The sequence below is a fragment of the Sphingopyxis sp. GW821-FHT12C06 genome, assembly GCF_058807415.1.
Genome location: NZ_JBXAQR010000001.1, coordinates 455990 through 474212, shown reverse-complemented (window position 1 = coordinate 474212; position 18223 = coordinate 455990). Strand labels below are relative to the sequence as shown.

The window sequence follows — 18223 nt, the reverse complement described above, 5'->3', positions numbered from 1 at the left end:
TCACTTCATCGCTTCCAGCTTGGCGACGATCTCCGGCACCTGCTCGGCGAGAATCACGCCCTGAATCTGTTCGCGAATGATGCCCTTGCCATCGATCAGGAAGGTTTCGGGCACGCCCGACGATCCCAGCGCGATCTGGACGCTGCTCTGCATATCGGACCCGATGCGGTCGAACGGATTGCCGAATTCGCGCAGGAACATCGCGACATCATCGGGCCGATCGCGGATCGCGATGCCGTCGATCGGCACGCCTGCGGCTTTCAACGCCTCGAGCTGCGGCGCTTCGGCGCGGCACGGGATGCACCAGCTTGCAAAGACGTTGACCAGTCGCGGACGTCCATCGGCCAGCTGACTGCTCTTCAGCCCCTCGACCCCGGCCGTCGCAGGCGGCAGGTCGAAAAGCGGCATCGGCTTGTTGATCCACTGCGACTGGATCAGCGTCTCCGCTGGCGTCACCAGCCGATAGATGAAGGCGCCGAACAGCAACCCCATGATCGCCAGCGGGACGAAAAGAACCCAACGATTCTTCATGGTGCGAAACGCTCCTGTGATTTGCGTGACCGGCGCGCACGCCACAGCGCCAGCAACTGGGCGCGGCCGAGCATCGACAGCACTGCGCCGAGCGCGATCAAGCCACCACCGAGCCAGATCCACCACACCAGCGGCTTCCACCACAAGCGCAGCTGATAACGGTCGGCGCTGCCATCTTCGCTGGCCACCGGCTGGCCAAGTACCGCATAAAGCTGTCCGCCCGGCCGCGTCAGCAACGCGGCTTCATTGGTTTCGGTCGGCGCGGTGCCCATCAGGCCGGGAAACATCCGCGATTCGGGTTTCAGCGTGAAGGACGCGCCGCCCGATGTCGTGGCGACCAGTGTCCCCTCGATCGCGGTGAAATTGGGCCCGGCGACGGGCTTCACCCCGGCGAACCTGACCGCGAAATCGCCCACCTTCACGACATCGCCCGGCGCCGCCGCAACGAGGCGTTCCTTGATGAAGGCGCTTTCGGCGCCCATCCCGGCCAGCGTCACCGCAACGCCGAAGTGGGCGATCACCATTCCCCAGGTCGGCAGCGGCGTGCGCCGCAGATTGCGGCCCCACAAGGGTGCGAGGCTGGCAACGGCAACGACACCGGCGACCGTCATGCCAAGCAAAGGCAATATGCCGACCTTGCCGCCGAAAATGACGAGCAGCACCAGCACCAGCGCCCCGGCGAACACCGCGAGCGGCAGCCGCGACCAGAGTTTCTTGCCGTCATCCTTGCGCCAGCTGAGCAGCGGCCCGGCGACCATCACAAGGCAGAGGATGAGCGCGAGCGGCCCCGCGACCTTGTTATAATAGGGCGGACCGACCGAAATCTTCTCGCCCATCGCCTCGGCGACGATCGGATAGAGCGTACCGAGTAGCACCAGCGCAAGGATCGTCGTGAGCAGCAGGTTGTTAATGACGAGCGAGCCCTCACGGCTCAGCAGCGCGAATTTCTTGCCCTCCGCGACCGTATTGGCGCGCAGCGCGAACAGGGTCAGCGCGCCGCCGATGTACACTGCCATCAACACGAGCAGGAAGGTGCCGCGCTCGGGATCGACGGCAAAGCTGTGAACGCTGGTGAGCAGCCCCGAACGGACGATGAAGGTGCCGACCATCGACATCGAAAAACCGATCACCGCGAGCATCACCGTCCACGCACGCAGCGCGTTGCGGGTGGCGGTCACCGCGACCGAATGGAGCAAGGCGGCGCCGGCCAGCCACGGAATCAGCGAGACATTTTCGACCGGATCCCAGAACCACCAGCCGCCCCAGCCGAGCTCGTAATAGGCCCAGTAACTGCCCGCGGTGATCCCGATAGTCAGGAAGATCCAGCTTCCCAGCACCCACGGCCGCATCGCGCGGGCGAAGGCCGGACCAATCTCGCGCGTGACCAGCGCGCCGACGGCAAAGCTGAACGCGACCGAAAGGCCGACGTAGCCGATGTAAAGCGTCGGCGGATGGAAGGCCAGCCCCGGGTCCTGGAGCAACGGATTGAGTCCCTGCCCGTCAGGCGGCGCCACCGGCAGACGCTTGAACGGGTTGGAAGAGAAGATCAGAAAGGCGAAGAAACCGATGCTCAATGCCGCCTGCGCCGCAAGCGTCGCAATCAGCGTATCTTCGCGCAATCGCTTCTCGAAGATCGCGACCAGCGCACCCGACAAGCCGAGGATCGTCAGCCACAACAGCATCGAGCCCTCATGATTGCCCCACGTCCCCGCGACCTTGAACATCATGGGCTTCAGGCTGTTGCTGTTGCGCGCAACCAGCTCGACCGACATGTCGGAGCGCACGAACAGCGCGATCAGCAATGCAAAGGCGACCGCGGTGAGCACACCTTGCGCAACGCTCGCCGGCCGCACCAGCGCACCCAGATCCTTCGGCCCACCGCGCAGATACAGCGTGCCCGCGACCAGCGACAAGCAGGCGAGTGCCGCCGCGATCCAGAGCAGGGCCAGTCCAAGTTCGGCAATCATGTTTTTTGCTGCGCTTTCGCTACGCCCTTGGGCATCTCGCCCATCTGCGGCGGCATATAACGTTCGTCATGCTTGGCGAGGATGCGGTCGGCGACGAAAATACCATCAGCGCGCATCCGGCCGTCGGCGACCATTCCCGATTCTTCGCCGAACAGGTCGGGGACGATGCCCTTGTATTCCACCGGCACCGACGCCTTGCCGTCAGTCGCAACGAAGCGGATGGTCAGGCCGTCGCTCTGGCGCTTGATGCTGCCCGCCGCGACCATGCCGCCCAGCCGCATCGCCTCGCCAACCGTCGCCTTGCCGTCCTGAATTTCGACGGGGGTCCGGAAATAGGCAGCTTCGTCACGCAACGCGCTCGCCGCCAGCACGCCGGCGCCCGCGACGCCGACGAGCGCGACCAGCGCCAGAATCAGTCGTTGATGCTTCGCTTTCACTTGCGGTCCTTTCGCAGCGCGTCACTGCGCCGCTCGGCCGTCGCCATCGCGCGCCAGCTGTGCAACAGCACCGCGCCGGTCAACACGGCCGTCAAAATATAGGCTGCGGCCACAAAGGCCCATTGCCCGCCACCGCTGATGACCCCCGTCACGTCCTAAATCCCCTCGTCGTCGGCAAGCCGGCGCAACCGCGCGGCAATCCGGTTATCGGCGATGATCCGGCGCATCCGCATCAGGACGATTGCACCGAACAAGAATGAAAAGCCCAGCAAAGTCAGGCCCAGCGGCCAGAGCAGCGCATTGTCGATGCTCGATCCGCCCAGCGTGATGCTCGGCCCCTGATGCAGGCTGTTCCACCACACGACGCTGCGGTTGATGATCGGAATATTGATCGCGCCGACGAGCGCATAAATGGCCGCTCCGCGCGACAGCGATCCGCCCTGGCGCTGCCCCTCGTCCCCGCTCGTCAATGCGATGAAGCCGGCATAAAGGAACAGCAGGACGAGCATCGAGGTCATCCGCCCGTCCCATTCCCACCAGGTGCCCCAGGTCGGCTTGCCCCAGATCGAACCGGTCGCAAGACACAGCGCGGTGAACAGCATCCCCGGCACCGCGACCGCGCGCGCAGCGATTCCCGCCAGCGGGTGCCGCCAGACAAGCTGGACCAGCCCGGTGATCGCAAGTGCGGTCCAGCCCCCCATGCCGAGCCACGCCGATGGAACATGGACGTAAAGGATGCGGGCAGTCTCGCCCTGCTTATAATCGCCCGGAACCTGAGTGAGCCCGGCCCACGCCCCAACGAGCAGAAGCAACAGGCCGGCGCCCAGCAGCCACGGGGTCAGCGGCCTGGCGATCGCAAGAAAACGGGTGGGGTTGGCATAAGCGTGCATCGGATTGGCGTCGTCCTTAGGCGAGCTGGATGGGTGGGTCCAGCAATTTGCCCGGCGCGACCCGGTGTGCATCTTTTGGTCGCCCTCGCCCCGGCGTCAACCCTCGGGCCGCGTCCATATCCAGCTGCCGGTGACGGCCGCCGCGACGACCGGCGCCATCGACCAGGGCCAAGGCGCGAAGATCAGCGCTGCGACGATGCTCACGGCAAAGGCGACGCTCGCCGCGATCTTGCCCTTGCGGCTGATCGCGCCCTTTTCGCGCCATGCGACGATATGATGGCCAAAGGTCGGGTGGTTCACCAGCCACGCCTCAAGCCGCGGCGACGAACGCGCGAAGCAAAAGGCGGCAAGAATCACGAAAGGAACCGTCGGCAACAGCGGCAGAAAGGCGCCAATCGCACCCAACCCCAGCGACAGCCAGCCGCTGACGAAAAAGAAATGCCGCTTCATTGTCCTTGGCTTAGCGGAAATTGCGGACCGCGCCAGCCCACTTGACCGTCGCCCCCGCGAAGGCGGGGGCCGCCATCGGCCTTGTGCAAGGTTGCCGGCGCCCCCGCCTTCGCGGGGGCGACGCGTATCACCCCCGGCCGATCAGCTTCTGTGCCATGCGGTCGGCGACCATCGACGCCGGCGTACCGCTCGCCTTGCTCTCGGCCCAAATGTCGGCAAGCCGCCCGGGAATCAGATGGATACGGCTTTCGACTTCTTCGCGGCTGCCGTGCCCCAGATATTCCAGCGCGACATTGATGATGCCGCCGGCGTTGATCACATAATCGGGGGCGTAAGTGATGCCGCGATCGTGGATGCGCTGGCCGTCAGCCGCGGTCGCAAGCTGGTTGTTCGCGCCGCCCGCGACGACCGGCACGCGCAATTTCCCGATGCTCGCCTCGGTCAGGATCGCGCCAAGCGCATTGGGACTCAGCACATCGGCCTCAACCTCCATGATCGCCGCCGAATCGGCCAGCTCTGCACCCAACTCGTCGGCGAGCGCTTTCGCTCGCGCCAGATCGACGTCGGCGAGGATCAGCTTCGCGCCCTCAGCCGCCAGCCGCCGCGCGACACCGCCGCCGACGCTGCCGACGCCCTGGATCGCGATCCGCACGCCCTTGGCACTGTCGGTGCCCAGTCCGTTCAATATCGCCGCCTTGACCCCCAGATAGACGCCCAGCGCCGTATAGGGTCCCGGATTACCGCCCACGGCGGCGCCGCTGGCGACGGGCAGCCCGCTGACATATTTGGTGTGCTTGGCGATCTCGACCATATCGACGTCGGTGATCCCGACATCTTCGGCGGTGATATAGGCGCCGCCCAGCGATTCGACCGCACGGCCGAACGCCGCAAGCAATTCGGGGGTCTTCGCCCCGCCCTCATCGGCGAGGATCACTCCCTTGCCGCCGCCCATCGGCAGGCCGGCCATCGCATTCTTGTAGCTCATGCCGCGCGACAGGCGCAGCGCGTCGGTGATCGCCGCCGCGCGCTGCGGATAATGCCAGTAGCGCACACCGCCCGCCCCGGGGCCAAGGTGAGTCGAGTGGACCGCGACGACCGCCGTCAGCCCGCTGGCGCGATCGCGGAACATGTGGACATGTTCATGATCGTCAAAATCGGCGAAATCCCAGACTGCGGACATGGACTCATCCTCGCGTTTAAAATTACGTGAGAAAGTAATAATAGAACAATGACGCGGAGTCACGCCGATTCCACATGGGGAATATCATCCATGATTTCATGGGGAAATGGGGCGACCAACGGGGCTCGAACCCGCGACCTCCGGTACCACAAACCGGCGCTCTAACCAACTGAGCTATGGTCGCCACATAAGCGAAGAGGCGCAGAAAGCAGCCTCGACAGCGCGCGGCGAATAGGCGCGGGTGCCCCCGTTCGTCAAGCATTGTTCGCATCGAATGTGCCGACTAAAAAGCCGCATGACCGAAAGCAAGATCGTGGACATGGCGACATCGGGCGCCGACCGCACCGCACAAAGGCTCGCCGCTGTCCCCGGCATCCGTCGCGCCCCGACGCCAAAGCTCGAGCAATTTATGCTGGCGGGCTTTCTCGACCCTTCCACTTGCGCCGCGCTGGTCGAGCAAATCGACCGCGACGTGCGCCCCTCGACGATCGCCGACCCGAACGGCGACGATGCGTTTCGCACCAGCACCACCTGTGATCTCAACCACCGCGACCCGCTGGTCAGCACCATCAACACGAGACTTCACGGCCTCACCGGCATCCCGCTGGAATATGGGGAACCGCTACAGGGGCAGCGCTACGACGTCGGCCAGCAGTTCAAGGCGCACACCGACTATTTCGATCCGCACGGCGCCGACTGGGAAACCTATTGCGCAGTGCCGGGGCAGCGCAGCTGGACGCTGATGGTCTATCTCAATGAACCGGACGCCGGCGGCGCCACGCGTTTCCTCGCGACGGCCAAGATGCACCAGCCCGAAACCGGCAAGCTGCTCGCGTGGAACAATGTCCGTACCGACGGCCAGCCCAATGCCGACACGCTCCACCACGGGATGAAAGTGCGCAAGGGGCGCAAATATATCATCACCAAATGGTTCCGCGAACGGCCCTGGCCGTGGGCAGAGGGGGAATTGGGGTAATATATTGTCGCCCCCGCCGTTGGCGGGGGCGACATGTTACTTAGCGAACCAGCCGGTACTGGAAGCTCAGCGTCAGCGTATTTGCAACCTGACCGGGCTCGATCACGGCCTTGCCGGCGCTCTGCACCCGTGCGTCCATCGCATAGGCCATCGGACGCGGCGGACCCTGGAAGCCGCCGCCTTCGCTCACCGACACCAGTTCGGCGGTGCGATAGCCTGCGAGCCGCGCATAGTCGGCGGCCTTGGCATTGGCCTCGTCGAACACCGCCTTGCGCGCCGGGACGAGCAACGCGTCGGCATCCTTCATCGAGAAATAGGGGCCGTCGATATTGGTACCGCCCGCCGCGACCAGCGCGTCGAGCAGTTCGCCGAGCTTGGCGATATCACCGGTCGTCGCGCGAACCGTGTTGCTGACCTGATAGCCCAAAAAGCGCGGCGGCTGGCCATTGCCCTGATTGTTATAATCATATTGCGGCGACAGATTGATGCCGCTGGTCTGGATATCGTCGGCCTTGATCCCGCGCGCCTTGGCAGCGGCAACCAGCTTTTCCATCGCGGCGCTGTTGGCGCGCAAGGCTTCGACCGCGGTCGGCGCGGTGCTGGTCACGCCCGCACCGATGCTGGCACGGTCGGGACGCGAGCGCACTTCCTTGTCGACGCTGAAGCTGAGGATCGGGCCCTGGGCCGTTGCTGTCGTCACCGTCGTTCCCCCTTGCTGCGCGAGTGCCGGCGTTGCCACCAGCAATGCCAATCCAGTAGCCATAGCGGTGAGCGTCTGCTTCGTCATATTCTTCTCCTGTCGCCGGAGTCCCGGCCCTTCATGATCCCAGCCCCGTAACGCAGACGGAGCCGACCCGTTCCGGCCTTTGCCCGCATCGCGCTTGCGCCGGGCTGAACAGGTCGCTAGCTCGCCGTTCATCATGGCAGCACCGATTTTATCATATGAAGGCCTCGGCCTCGTTCAGGGCAGCGGTTGGCTGTTCCAGGATCTCGACATCTATGTCGGCGAACGCGACCGTCTCGCGCTGATCGGCCGCAACGGCGCAGGCAAGACGACCTTGCTCAAACTGCTCGCCGGACAGATTGATCCCGACAAGGGCAAGCGCGTGATCGTCCCCGGCACCCATGTCGTGATGCTCGAACAGGAGCCCAATTTTTCGGGCTTCGCGACATTGATGGATTTCGCCATCGCTGCGCCCAATGCACCCGAGGAATTTGAGGTCGCCGCGATCGCCGACCAGCTCGGCATCGACATGAGCCGCAACGCCGCCAACGCATCGGGCGGCGAGCGCCGCCGCGCCGCGCTCGCCCGGGCGCTCGCGCAGAACCCCGATGTGTTGCTGCTCGACGAACCGACCAACCACCTCGATCTCGCCGCGATCGAGTGGCTCGAATCCTGGCTCGCGCGCTACACCGGCGCCTTTGTCGCGATCAGCCACGACCGTACTTTCCTCACCCGCCTGACCCGCCAGACATTGTGGCTCGACCGCGGCAGCATCCGCCGCAAGGAAATCGGCTTCGGGGGCTTCGAGGAATGGAGCGACGCGATCGCCGCCGAAGAAGAGCGCGCCGCCCAGCGCCTCGATTCGAAACTGCGGCTCGAGTTACACTGGCTCGAACGCGGCGTCACCGCACGCCGCAAGCGCAATCAGGGCCGCCTCGAAAAGCTCAAGGAAATGCGCGCGACCCGCGCGGCAATGATCGGCGGCCCCGGCGTCGCCAAGCTCGGCCTCGCCAACGACGATGTCCGGTCGAAATCGGTAATCGTCGCCGAAAATGTGTCGATCAGCTTCGGCGAGCGCACGATCATCAGGAATTTCGATTTTCGCGTCCAGCGCGGCGACCGCATCGGCATCGTCGGCGCCAATGGCGCGGGCAAGTCGACCCTGCTCAAGCTGCTGACCGGCGAAATCCAGCCCGATACCGGCAAGATCACCCTTGCCCCGACCCTCGACGGCATCATCATCGATCAGCAGCGCAGCCTGATGTCGCCCGAAAAGCGCGTCCGCGACATTCTCGCCGACGGCGGCGACTGGATCGAGGTGCGCGGGGTCAAAAAACATATCCAGGGCTATTTGAAGGAATTTCTCTTCGACCCCGGCGTGATCGAGGCGACCGTCGGCGCGCTGTCGGGCGGCGAACGCTCGCGGCTTTTGCTCGCCCGCGAATTCGCCCGCGAATCGAACCTGCTCGTCCTCGACGAGCCGACCAACGATCTCGACCTCGAAACGCTCGACCTGCTGCAGGAAGTCATCGCCGACTATGCCGGCACCGTACTGCTGGTCAGCCACGACCGCGACTTCCTCGACCGCACCGTCACCGTCACCCTCGGCCTCGACGGATCGGGCAAGGTCGATATCGTCGCGGGCGGCTATGCCGACTGGGAAGCCAAGCGCGTCAAGCCAAACAGCGTCAAAGCCAAGGCGTCGGTCGCCGCACCGCCGCCCCCGCCGACCGCGCGCAAGAAACTCACCTACAAGGACCAGCGCGACTACGACCTGCTGCCGGGCCGCATCGAGGCGATCGAGGCCGAAATGGCGGGCGTCGAAAAGGATCTGTCGGACGGCACGCTGTTCACGCGCGACCATGCGAGATTCACCGCGCTGACCGGGAAACTCGATGCGCTGCGCGACGAAAAGGCGGCGGCGGAAGACCGCTGGCTGGCGCTGGCGGAAGAGGTCGAAGGCCTCCAATAATCGCTGCGGCCGTCCTATAACGTCGCCCCCGCGAAGGCGGGCCGCTGAAATCGTAGTGCGGGACGGATAAGACTTGTTACCCCCGCCATCGTCACCCCGGGCTTGACCCGGGGCCTGCCCTCCCTTTCATGGTCACCCCATTCCGGTCAAGCTGAGGCAATGACCGAAATCGACCGATTGCAGACATTTGGCGATTGTTGCACTAGTCAATGCATGAAACAGACACCGTCCAAAGCTGAACGCATGGATTTGCGGAAGGCTATGGGAAACAGGGTTATTCCCGGTCCTTATGCGCCGCCTCATCATCGCGGCCCAGAATGCCTTTGGCCGCACGCCTGTTTTGACTGCCGCAAGTCTTGGAAGCTGGCCGAGGCAGCACGCGCGACATGTCCTGAGTGCAAGGCTGATCTCCATTGGATGGGCCGCGCATTTAGCGTACCCCGGAAATCCGATGAAGAGCAGTGGGCCAAAATCCAGGCGCTATGGAATGCGGGGTTCCGCTTCATTAATCATACGCGGTGGAGAGAGGCAGAGCCCTTTCCTGAGCGGCTACGTGAGGTGGAAGATTTTGTTCGGAACAATCCCGACCATCCGTTCCGATTGCGCGATTAGCTTCCGTTAATCACCCCAAAGCCAACTCGGTCCAACACCTCCTCCTCACCCCGTCCCGTAAAACCGCGCCAGCCGGTCGAGCGCCAGCCCCAGCACCAGCTTCCCCGAACGTGCCGGCCAGCCCAGCCCCTTCTCCGCGCAGCCAATCCCCTCGCCCGCACAGATCACGCGCCAGCAAATATCGGCGAGCCCCGGCCCCGCCGCATCGAGCGCGCCATGGAAGCGCCGGTGCGCATCGATCCGCGCCAGCGACGCATCGCCCGCCCGCGCGCCGCCGCGGCTCTTCGCAGGCGGCGCGGCGTCCCAGCGCATCGTCACCCGCGCCGACAGCCCCGCGCGCTCATAATCGACGCGCAGCCGCTCGCCCGCGCGCAATTGTGCCTCGGTCAGATGCCCGCGCGCCGCGAGCCAGACGATCGGGCTTTCGGCGACATTGACCGTCACATGGCGCATCATCTGCGGCCCCGCCTTGGCGGGGTCGATGCGGTCGTCGGGATGAAGGCGGGTGGCAAATTGACGCGCGGTCATGGCAATCTCCTCAAAGCGAAGACCAGCCTTGACATCCGGATATTTTGTAGGAAAGAAGAAACCGATTTGGTTATTTGAAGGTGCCGCCATGATCAACAGCATCCGCGCCGTTCGCCGTGCCAAGGGCCTGACATTGGAAGAGGTCGGCCACCGCTGCGACCCGCCAACGACCGCGCAGACGATCGGCCGCCTCGAAACCGGCACGCGCAATTTGTCGCTCGGCTGGATGAATCGCATCGCCGCCGCGCTCGGGGTCGATGCCGCCGAACTCGTCCAGCTGCCGCAGGACACCCAGCTCACGATCACCGCGCACCTCGGCACCGACGGCGCGCAGGCGCCGACCCGCGTCGAACAGGCGCTGACCGCACGCCCGGGCGAAGATATGGTCGCAGTGCGCGTGACCTCATCGATCGGCGATTATCGCGCGGGCGACGAAATCTGGTGCCGCCGGATCGAGGGCGACTGGGCGAGCGCACTCAACCGCGATCTTCTCGTCCCCCGCCCCGCCGGCCGCTTCTTCTTCGCGCGCCTGCTCAACGTCGACGGCGAGAAACTGCACCTGCTCCCGCTCGGCTCCGGCCAGCGCCAACAGGTCGTCAGCAACCCGCCGTGGGCGGCTGTGGCGGTACGCTTGATCCGCACCCTCTAGAAGTGTCCGAAGCCCCACCCCTGCGCGTCCTGTCGATCGCGACGCTGTTTCCCGACGCAGCGCGCCCGAACTTCGGCCTCTTCGTCGAAAAAAGCCTGCGCGCCCTTGCCGCGCAGCCGGGGATCGACCTCACTGTCGTCGCCCCCATCGGGTTACCGCCCTTCCCGCTATCCCTCCACTCACGCTACCGCGCGCTCCGCGCCTTGCCGCGCAAGGAATACTGGAGCGGCCTCACCGTCCATCGTCCACGCTTCACGCTCATCCCACGCATCGGCGCGCGCTTCAATCCCGCCAAGGTCGCGCGGGCGGTCCTGACCACCACTCGGGGGCAAGCCTTCGACGTGATCGACGCGCAATTCTTCTATCCCGACGGCCCTGCTGCGAGGAGCGTTGCCGACGCCCTCGGCCTGCCCTTTTCGATCAAGGCGCGCGGCGCCGACATCAGCCATTTCGGCCATGCCCCCGCCACCGCACCGCAAATTGGCGCCGCCGCCGACTGCGCCGCGGGCTTGCTCGCGGTGTCGGACGCGATGCGGCGCGACATGGCCGCGATCGGCATCGATCCCGCCAGGATCACGGTTCATTATACGGGAATCGACAGCGCCCGCTTTTCGCCCGGCGATCGCGCCGCTGCGCGCGCCGCGCTGGGCGTCGACGACGCGCCCGCGATCCTCACGGTCGGCGCGCTGATCGCGCGCAAGGGACAGGCGCTGGTGATCGAGGCACTCCCCGCGCTTCCCGGCGTTCACTATTGGCTTGCGGGCACCGGCGAAGAGGAAGGCCGTTACCGCGCGCTCGCCGCAAGGCTGGGCGTCACGCCCCGCGTCCATTTCATGGGAGCGGTGCCCAACGCCGACTTGCCGCAGCTTTATCGCGCCGCCAATGCGGTCGTCATGCCCTCGGTCAGCGAAGGTCTCGCCAACGCATGGGTCGAGGCGCTCGCCTGCGGCACCCCGATCGTCGTCAGCGATGCGGGCGGCGCCGCCGAACTGGTGACATCACCCGCCGCAGGCCGCATCGTTCAGCGCGCACCCGACGCGATTGCCGATGCGATACGCGCGATCCTTGCGGCCCCGCCACCGCCCGCCGAGGTGGCCGCCAGCCTCGCCGGCCGCTTCGACTGGGACCGCAACGGCCGGGAGTTGGCGGATCACCTTCGCCGCTGCGCGGGGAGCCAGATACGGCAACGCCGACCCGCCTGAAGCGGGCCGGCGCCGATTTCTACAAAAGCCGAAAGGTTCAGACGACCGCGCCGTCGTCGCTCTTGCTGGCAACGCGCTCGGCGCCTTCTGCCGCCGAGCTGGTGCGCGGCACGAAGCTGCCGGGGCCGACCTTCAGCCACACCAGGATCGGCGTCGACATCAGGATCGACGAGTAGGTACCGACAAACACGCCGAGCAGGATCGCGGCGGTGAAACCGAAGATCACATCGGGGCCGAAGATCAGCAACGTACCCAGCGCGAGCAGCATCGCAACGCTGGTCATGACCGTGCGCGACAGCGTTTCATTGATGCTGAGGTTGAGCAGCGGGATGATCTCCATCTTGCGGTATTTCTTCAGATTTTCGCGAATACGGTCATAAACGACAATCGTATCGTTGAGCGAATATCCGACGATGGTCAGCAAGGCCGCAACGCTGTTGAGGTCGAACTGCAGCTGGGTAACCGCAAAAAAGCCGAAGGTCAGCGCGACTTCGTGGAACAGGCGGCCCAGCGCACCGACGCCGAACTGCCATTCGAAGCGAACCCAGATATAGATGGAAATGCCCAGCATCGCGAGCGCGAGGCTGATCGCCCCGGTGCGCAGCAATTCTTCGGACACCTTGCCCGACACCGTTTCCACCGACCCCGTCTTCGCGGTCGGGAAAGCCTTTTTGATACCGGCCACCAGCTGCTGGCCCGCTTGTTCCGCCGCAGCCTTGTCGCCGTCGGGAAGCGCGGTGCGGATGGATATCGCCTTGTCGGACCCGAATTGCTGGATCGTCGCTTCGCCAAGGCCGATATCACCGACCTTCTCGCGAATATCGTCGATCGGCGGCATCTCTTGCGTGAATTCGACACGGACCGACTGGCCGCCGACGAAATCGACCCCCAGGTTCAGCCCGCGCACCGCGACAAGCGCGATCGAGATGACCACCAGAATGATGCTCATGGCCGAAGCGACCTTCCGCCACCTCAGAAAATCGATATTTGTGTCGTCGGGGACGAGTTTCAGCAAGCGCATGATTTCGCTCCCTTAAATGTTGATCGTCGTCGGGCGTTTGGTCCGCAGCCAATGGGCGACGAACATACGCGTGACGGTGACGGCGGTGAAGACGCTGGTGACGATGCCGATGGTGAGCACCACCGCGAAGCCCTTGATCGGGCCCGAACCGAACCAGAACATCAGCGATGCCGCGATGACGTTGGTGACGTTGGCGTCGAAAATCGCGCGGCTGGCTTCCGAATAGCCGAGTTCGACCGCCTGGAAGACCTTTCGCCCGCGCTTCAGCTCTTCGCGTATTCGCTCGTTGATCAGCACGTTGGCGTCGACCGCCGCACCGATGGTGAGCACGAAGCCCGCAATGCCCGGCAGCGTCAGCGTCGCGTTGAACGCCGCCATGACCGCGATGATCAGGGCGACGTTAAAGGCGAGCGCGATATTGGCATAAACGCCAAAGCGGCCATAAACGACGAACATCAACGTCAGCACGGTGACGGTGGCAATGATCCCCGCGATCGCGCCCTTGCGGATCGAATCGGCGCCGAGTTCGGGAGTCACGGTGCGCTCTTCGACGACCGTCATCTTCACCGGCAGCGCGCCCGAGCGCAGCGAGATCGCGAGCGCGTTCGCGCTGGCGACGCTGAAGCTGCCCGAAATCTGGGCGCTGCCGCCCAGGATCGGTTCGTTGATCGACGGCGCCGACAGCACCTTGCCGTCGAGGACCATCGCGAAGCGCTTGCCGACGCTCTGTGCGGTGACCTTGGCAAAGGCACTCGAACCCGCCGAATCAAAACGGATCGAGACGACCGGCTGGTTATTCTGCGGATCATAGCTTTGCTGCGCGTTGATCAGCTGTTCACCGCTGATCATCACCTGGCGGCGCAGCACCTCGAACGGAGCGCCATTGCCCTCGCCCTCGGCATAGGGGACGATTTCGCTGCCCACCGGCACGCGGCCGGCCAGGGCTTCGTTGGGATCGGCATTCTCGTCGACCATGCGAAATTCGAGCCGCGCGGTCTTGCCGATCAGCTCCTTCAACGCGGTCGGGTCCTGCAGACCCGGAACCTGGACGACGACGCGGTCATTGCCTTCGCGGATGATCGTCGGTTCGCGCGTGCCCAGCGCGTTGACGCGCCGGTCGATGATGTCGCGCGCGGTGTCCATGGCGTGCGCGACGGCCTGCGTCCGCCCGGCGGTGGTCGGCGTCATCACGATGCGCATCGAATCGACGATATTGATGGTCCAGTCGCGCTGTCCGGTCAGCCCGGCGCCCTGCGTTTCCTTGAACAACCGGTCGCGCGCATCGTCGAGCTGCTTCTGATCACGGACGAGAAAGCTGATCTTGCCCCCCGCGGTCGACAGTTCGCCAATTGCGATATCGTCATCGGCACCCCGCTCGCCCCGCATCGCGGTACGCACGGTCTTTTCCATGTTGGAAAGCTGCGTCTTCTGAAGATCGGCCAGATCGGCCTCGAGCAGCAAATGGCTGCCGCCGGCAAGGTCGAGACCCAGATTGACCTTGGTCTGGGCGAAGGACGGCAGTTTCTCGAACGCCTTTTCCGGCAAGAAGCTGGGAATGGCGAAGAGGATACCAAGCAGCAGGATGATGCTGATACCGATGGTTTTCCAGCGCGGGAAATCGAGCATATGGGAAATTCCGGTTGGCCTGGGCCGGCCCGCGAATGCGGGCCGCGCCGTGTCAGTCGTTGGCGGGCTTGCCGCCGGGCTGGAGAACGTCGGCCAGAGTCGATTTCACGACCTGGATCTTCACGCCCTGCGCGATTTCAACATTGACGAAATCATCGTCGACGCTGGTCACCTTGCCGACGATGCCGCCGCCGGTGACGACCTTGTCGCGCGGCTTCACCGCCGCGACCTTGGCGCGATGTTCCTTCGCACGCATCTGTTGCGGGCGGATCAGGAAGAACCAGAACACGACGAAGATCAACAGATAGGGGACCAGCATCAGGAAGCCGGCGGCCCCGCCCCCGGATCCGGCCGCCTGGGTCAGAAGCAAATGGGTCGACATGAATGAAAGACTTTCTGTTCGAAAGCGCGGCCCTTCCCCCTTGGAACGGGCGCGCAAATGATGCCGCGGCGCCTATCACGCAGGGAATTTCGACGCAACCAATCGCTGCGCGCCCTCCCCCTTGGCAAGCATCGCCGAAATGGGGATAGCGCCGGTCAGATCAAGGGCGCTCCTTCCGCCAGAATGCGGCTTCCGGGCGCAATCCGCATTTTGCCCCTCCATCCCCGCTTGCATCCCCGGCCGAGCCGCGCTAGGGGCCTCGCCTGCCCAACAGGGCCGGTCGGGACGTAGCGCAGCCTGGTAGCGCATCACACTGGGGGTGTGGGGGTCGGAGGTTCGAATCCTCTCGTCCCGACCAATTTACCAAGCATTTATAGTGGATCATGCGGGCAGCGAAAGCTGCCCGTTTCCATATGCGCGCGCCTGAAAAGCAGGCCGTAAGCTCCGCCACTGAATCTCCCTGCTCACAACAGCACCCCATGCCCGAGACGCTGGCAGTTTATCGGTTGTTCCGTGCCGTCGGTTCGCCCGACTTTTCCGGCCCGTCACTCAACTTCAGGTTTTCCACGCGGCCATTGCTAGCCGCGCGTGGAAGAACGGCTGGCCCCGCCAGCGCCCCACTGGCCAATCACCCCACACCGCTCTACACGCCCCCGGCATGGAACTTGCCGTCGAAACCATCGCCTTTCTCGCCGCCGTCGCCTTTCTCGCGGGCGGCATCGATGCGATGGCGGGCGGCGGCGGGCTTCTCACCATCCCCGCGCTGATGGCCGCTGGTGTACCGCCGGTCGCGGCGCTCGCGACGAACAAGCTGCAAGCCGCGATCGGGACCTCGTCCGCCTTCTTCACCTTCTGGCGCGGCGGGCATGTCGACCTGCGGCGCTTTGCCCTGCCCGCAATTGGCGCCTTCGCCGGATCGGCGCTCGGCGCCACCACGGTCCAGTTTGTCAGTTCGGACTTTCTCGCCGCGCTCGTCCCGATCCTGCTCGTGGCGATGGGACTCTATTTCCTGCTCGCACCGCCGATGAGCGAGGCCGACCGCCACGCGCGCTTTGGCCCCCTCGGCATCACCCTCATCATCTCCGCGATCGGCTTTTACGACGGCTTTTTCGGCCCCGGAACCGGCTCGTTCATGACGCTGGCCCTCGTTGCGCTCGGCGGCCTCGGCCTCGTCCGCGCGATCGGCAACACCAAGATGCTCAACCTCGCGACCAATATCGCGGCGGTGCTCGCCATGGTCGCGGGGGGCCATGTGCTGTGGATTCTCGGCCTGTCGATGGCCGCCGCCAATGTCGCGGGCGCACAGATCGGCGCCCGGCTGGCGATCCGCTTCGGCGGCCGCGGCGTGCGCCCGCTGCTCGTCATCATGTCGCTCGCGCTCACCGCAAAGCTTCTCTCAGACCCCGCGAACCCTATCTGGAATCTGTTCTAGGGCCGCAGCACGACCTTTCCGACGACCTCGCGCCGCTCGATCATCGCAAAAGCCTCGCGCCAGTCGGCCAGATCGAGCGCGGCATGGACATGCGGGCGGATGCGCCCTTCCGCCGCCAGCGCGTCGATCGCCGCGACATTCTCCGCGCCGCGCTCGGGAAAACGGCGACCATATTCGCCCGCGCGCACCCCGACGACCGAGAAGCCCTTGATCAGCGGCATGTTCACCGACACCTCGGGAATGCGCCCCGAAGCGAAACCGACCACCAGCAGGCGTCCGCCAAAGGCGATACAGCGCGTCGACTCATCGAACACATCGCCGCCGACCGGATCGAAGATAACACCAGCCCCTGCCCCGTCGGTTAATGCCTTCACCTGCTCGCGAAACCCCGGCTCGGCGGCGATCAGCGCATCGGGCGCATAGAGCCCCGCGATCGCCGCACGCTTCGCTTCGCTGCTCGCCGCCGCGATCACCCGCGCGCCCAGCGCCTTCGCCAGATCGACCGTCGCCAGCCCGACTCCGCCCGCCGCACCATGCACCAGCACCCATTCGCCCGCCTCGACCCGCGCGCAACGCACCAGCGCGACATAGGCGGTGAGATACGCCACCGGATAGGCCGCCGCCTCATCCCAGCTCAGCCGCTCGGGCTTGCGGCGCAGCCCGCTCGCGGGCGCAACGCAATATTCGGCCATCGCGCCAAAGCGATTGCCGCCGACCACCGCATCGCCGACCTTCCAGCCGCTTACGCCCTCGCCAACCGCGTCGACCTCGCCCGCAAATTCCAGCCCCGAAACGAACGGCAGGTCAGGCTTCAACTGGTAAGCGCCGCGCGTCATCAACAGGTCAGGGAAGTTCACCGATGCCGCGCGCACCCGCACCCGTACCTCGCCCGCCCCGGGCTCGGGCATCGGCAGATCGGCCAGCGCGGCCCCGCCATGATCGGGCAGCAATTCGCTGACCTGCAAAGCCCGCATGGTGAAAACCCTTTCCTACAAAATTCCAATATGGTTCGTTTATCCAGTTCAACAAACCACAGGAGCGACTCATGCCACGACGCGACCCATTGGCTTTCGATACCGACGCGCTGATCGACGCCGTCATCGACCGCGAAGGCCGATATGTAAACCACCCCGCCGACCGCGGCGGCCCGACCTGCTGGGGCATCACCGAAGCTGTCGCCCGCGCGCAGGGCTATGTCGGCGACATGCGCGCCCTGCCGCGCAGCGAGGCCGCGGCCATCTACCGCCGCCTCTATTGGCTGCGTCCGGCGTTCGACAAGGTCGCGCTGCGTGCCCCCCAAATCGCCGCCGAACTGTTCGACACCGGGATCAACATGGGCACCGCCACCGCGGCAGGCTTCCTCCAGCGCGCGCTCAATGCGCTCAACCGCGCCGCACGCGACTATCCCGACATCGCGGTCGACCGCGACGTCGGCGCGCGCACGCTCTCGGCGCTCGACAGCTTTCTGCGCGCGCGCGGCAAGGGCGGCGAGACTGTCCTGGTTCGCGCGATGGAGGCGCTGCAGGGCGAACGCTACATCGCGCTCGCCGAACGCCGCCCGAGTCAGGAGGCCTTTCTCTACGGCTGGCTCGCCAACCGCATCGGTGACGGCTGATGCGTCGCCACGCGCCATTGGGCTGAACT

General features: G+C 65.2%; 20 protein-coding genes and 2 tRNA genes. 8 read left to right on the top strand and 14 right to left on the bottom strand.

Features of this window, described 5'->3' with window-relative positions; all coding sequences use genetic code 11:
• The 8 genes from AC1RRJ_RS02080 to AC1RRJ_RS02045 form a co-directional block, all read right to left on the bottom strand.
• Positions 1–531: a DsbE family thiol:disulfide interchange protein gene (locus tag AC1RRJ_RS02080; protein WP_493120048.1), complete on the bottom strand. Its 531-nt coding sequence runs from the start codon at positions 529–531 to the stop codon at positions 1–3.
• Complete coding sequence (locus AC1RRJ_RS02075; protein WP_493120047.1) at positions 528–2498, bottom strand: heme lyase CcmF/NrfE family subunit; 1971 nt, start codon at positions 2496–2498, stop codon at positions 528–530. Before AC1RRJ_RS02075 ends, AC1RRJ_RS02080 begins: the two co-directional genes overlap by 4 nt.
• Positions 2495–2935, bottom strand: a complete 441-nt coding sequence (gene ccmE / locus AC1RRJ_RS02070) for a cytochrome c maturation protein CcmE (protein ID WP_493120046.1) — start codon at positions 2933–2935, stop codon at positions 2495–2497. Before ccmE ends, AC1RRJ_RS02075 begins: the two co-directional genes overlap by 4 nt.
• A complete protein-coding gene (locus AC1RRJ_RS02065) occupies positions 2932–3087 on the bottom strand; it encodes a hypothetical protein (RefSeq protein ID WP_493120045.1) in 156 nt (51 codons plus the stop codon). The genes ccmE and AC1RRJ_RS02065 overlap by 4 nt, the downstream gene beginning before the upstream one ends.
• 3 nt (positions 3088–3090) lie before the next feature.
• Positions 3091–3825, bottom strand: coding sequence for a heme ABC transporter permease CcmC (gene ccmC / locus AC1RRJ_RS02060; RefSeq protein ID WP_493120044.1), 735 nt, complete (start codon positions 3823–3825; stop codon positions 3091–3093).
• A 96-nt stretch (positions 3826–3921) separates the two neighbouring features.
• On the bottom strand, positions 3922–4275 hold the full coding sequence (locus tag AC1RRJ_RS02055) for a YbaN family protein (protein WP_493120043.1): 354 nt from the start codon (positions 4273–4275) through the stop codon (positions 3922–3924).
• Between the two features lie 127 nt (positions 4276–4402).
• Positions 4403–5455: a Glu/Leu/Phe/Val family dehydrogenase gene (locus AC1RRJ_RS02050; RefSeq protein WP_493120042.1), complete on the bottom strand. Its 1053-nt coding sequence runs from the start codon at positions 5453–5455 to the stop codon at positions 4403–4405.
• Between the two features lie 107 nt (positions 5456–5562).
• Positions 5563–5639, bottom strand: a tRNA-His gene (locus tag AC1RRJ_RS02045).
• A gap of 111 nt (positions 5640–5750) precedes the next feature.
• Between AC1RRJ_RS02045 and AC1RRJ_RS02040 the strand changes: the two genes are divergently transcribed.
• A complete protein-coding gene (locus tag AC1RRJ_RS02040) occupies positions 5751–6431 on the top strand; it encodes a prolyl hydroxylase family protein (protein ID WP_493120041.1) in 681 nt (226 codons plus the stop codon).
• Between the two features lie 40 nt (positions 6432–6471).
• On the opposite strand, the gene AC1RRJ_RS02035 is transcribed toward AC1RRJ_RS02040, so the two are convergent.
• Positions 6472–7218 (bottom strand): SIMPL domain-containing protein, encoded by a 747-nt coding sequence (locus AC1RRJ_RS02035; protein WP_493120040.1) that lies wholly within the window; start codon positions 7216–7218, stop codon positions 6472–6474.
• Between the two features lie 133 nt (positions 7219–7351).
• On the opposite strand from AC1RRJ_RS02035, the gene AC1RRJ_RS02030 reads away from it, so the two are divergent.
• Both AC1RRJ_RS02030 and AC1RRJ_RS02025 read left to right on the top strand, forming a co-directional pair.
• Entirely contained in the window at positions 7352–9127 is a 1776-nt protein-coding gene (locus tag AC1RRJ_RS02030; RefSeq protein WP_493120039.1) for an ABC-F family ATP-binding cassette domain-containing protein, read from the top strand.
• A gap of 159 nt (positions 9128–9286) precedes the next feature.
• Positions 9287–9739 carry a hypothetical protein gene (locus AC1RRJ_RS02025; RefSeq protein ID WP_493120038.1) on the top strand — a complete coding sequence of 151 codons (453 nt, stop codon included), beginning with the start codon at positions 9287–9289 and terminating at the stop codon, positions 9737–9739.
• Between the two features lie 45 nt (positions 9740–9784).
• On the opposite strand, the gene AC1RRJ_RS02020 is transcribed toward AC1RRJ_RS02025, so the two are convergent.
• Positions 9785–10267, bottom strand: coding sequence for a DUF6456 domain-containing protein (locus AC1RRJ_RS02020; protein ID WP_493120037.1), 483 nt, complete (start codon positions 10265–10267; stop codon positions 9785–9787).
• 88 nt (positions 10268–10355) lie between these two features.
• On the opposite strand from AC1RRJ_RS02020, the gene AC1RRJ_RS02015 reads away from it, so the two are divergent.
• Complete coding sequence (locus AC1RRJ_RS02015) at positions 10356–10916, top strand: helix-turn-helix domain-containing protein (protein ID WP_493120036.1); 561 nt, start codon at positions 10356–10358, stop codon at positions 10914–10916.
• 2 nt (positions 10917–10918) lie between these two features.
• Positions 10919–12118 carry a glycosyltransferase gene (locus AC1RRJ_RS02010; protein ID WP_493120035.1) on the top strand — a complete coding sequence of 400 codons (1200 nt, stop codon included), beginning with the start codon at positions 10919–10921 and terminating at the stop codon, positions 12116–12118.
• Between the two features lie 37 nt (positions 12119–12155).
• Here AC1RRJ_RS02010 and secF read toward each other — a convergent pair whose 3' ends face one another.
• The 3 genes from secF to yajC are packed head-to-tail and all read right to left on the bottom strand — an operon-like array spanning position 12156 to position 15147.
• Positions 12156–13139: a protein translocase subunit SecF gene (gene secF / locus AC1RRJ_RS02005; protein ID WP_493120034.1), complete on the bottom strand. Its 984-nt coding sequence runs from the start codon at positions 13137–13139 to the stop codon at positions 12156–12158.
• Between the two features lie 12 nt (positions 13140–13151).
• A complete protein-coding gene (secD, locus tag AC1RRJ_RS02000; protein WP_493120033.1) occupies positions 13152–14765 on the bottom strand; it encodes a protein translocase subunit SecD in 1614 nt (537 codons plus the stop codon).
• A gap of 52 nt (positions 14766–14817) precedes the next feature.
• Entirely contained in the window at positions 14818–15147 is a 330-nt protein-coding gene (gene yajC / locus AC1RRJ_RS01995; RefSeq protein WP_493120032.1) for a preprotein translocase subunit YajC, read from the bottom strand.
• Positions 15148–15428: 281 nt separating this feature from the next.
• Here yajC and AC1RRJ_RS01990 point away from each other — a divergent pair.
• A tRNA-Pro gene (locus tag AC1RRJ_RS01990) sits at positions 15429–15505 on the top strand.
• 300 nt (positions 15506–15805) lie between these two features.
• Positions 15806–16579 carry a TSUP family transporter gene (locus AC1RRJ_RS01985; RefSeq protein WP_493120031.1) on the top strand — a complete coding sequence of 258 codons (774 nt, stop codon included), beginning with the start codon at positions 15806–15808 and terminating at the stop codon, positions 16577–16579.
• Here AC1RRJ_RS01985 and AC1RRJ_RS01980 read toward each other — a convergent pair.
• Complete coding sequence (locus AC1RRJ_RS01980; RefSeq protein WP_493120030.1) at positions 16576–17553, bottom strand: NADPH:quinone oxidoreductase family protein; 978 nt, start codon at positions 17551–17553, stop codon at positions 16576–16578. The two genes, AC1RRJ_RS01985 and AC1RRJ_RS01980, sit on opposite strands and share 4 nt — an antisense overlap.
• Before the next feature lie 71 nt (positions 17554–17624).
• Here AC1RRJ_RS01980 and AC1RRJ_RS01975 point away from each other — a divergent pair, with 71 nt between their 5' ends.
• Positions 17625–18194, top strand: coding sequence for a glycoside hydrolase family 108 protein (locus AC1RRJ_RS01975; protein WP_493120029.1), 570 nt, complete (start codon positions 17625–17627; stop codon positions 18192–18194).
• Positions 18195–18223 lie beyond the last annotated feature (29 nt).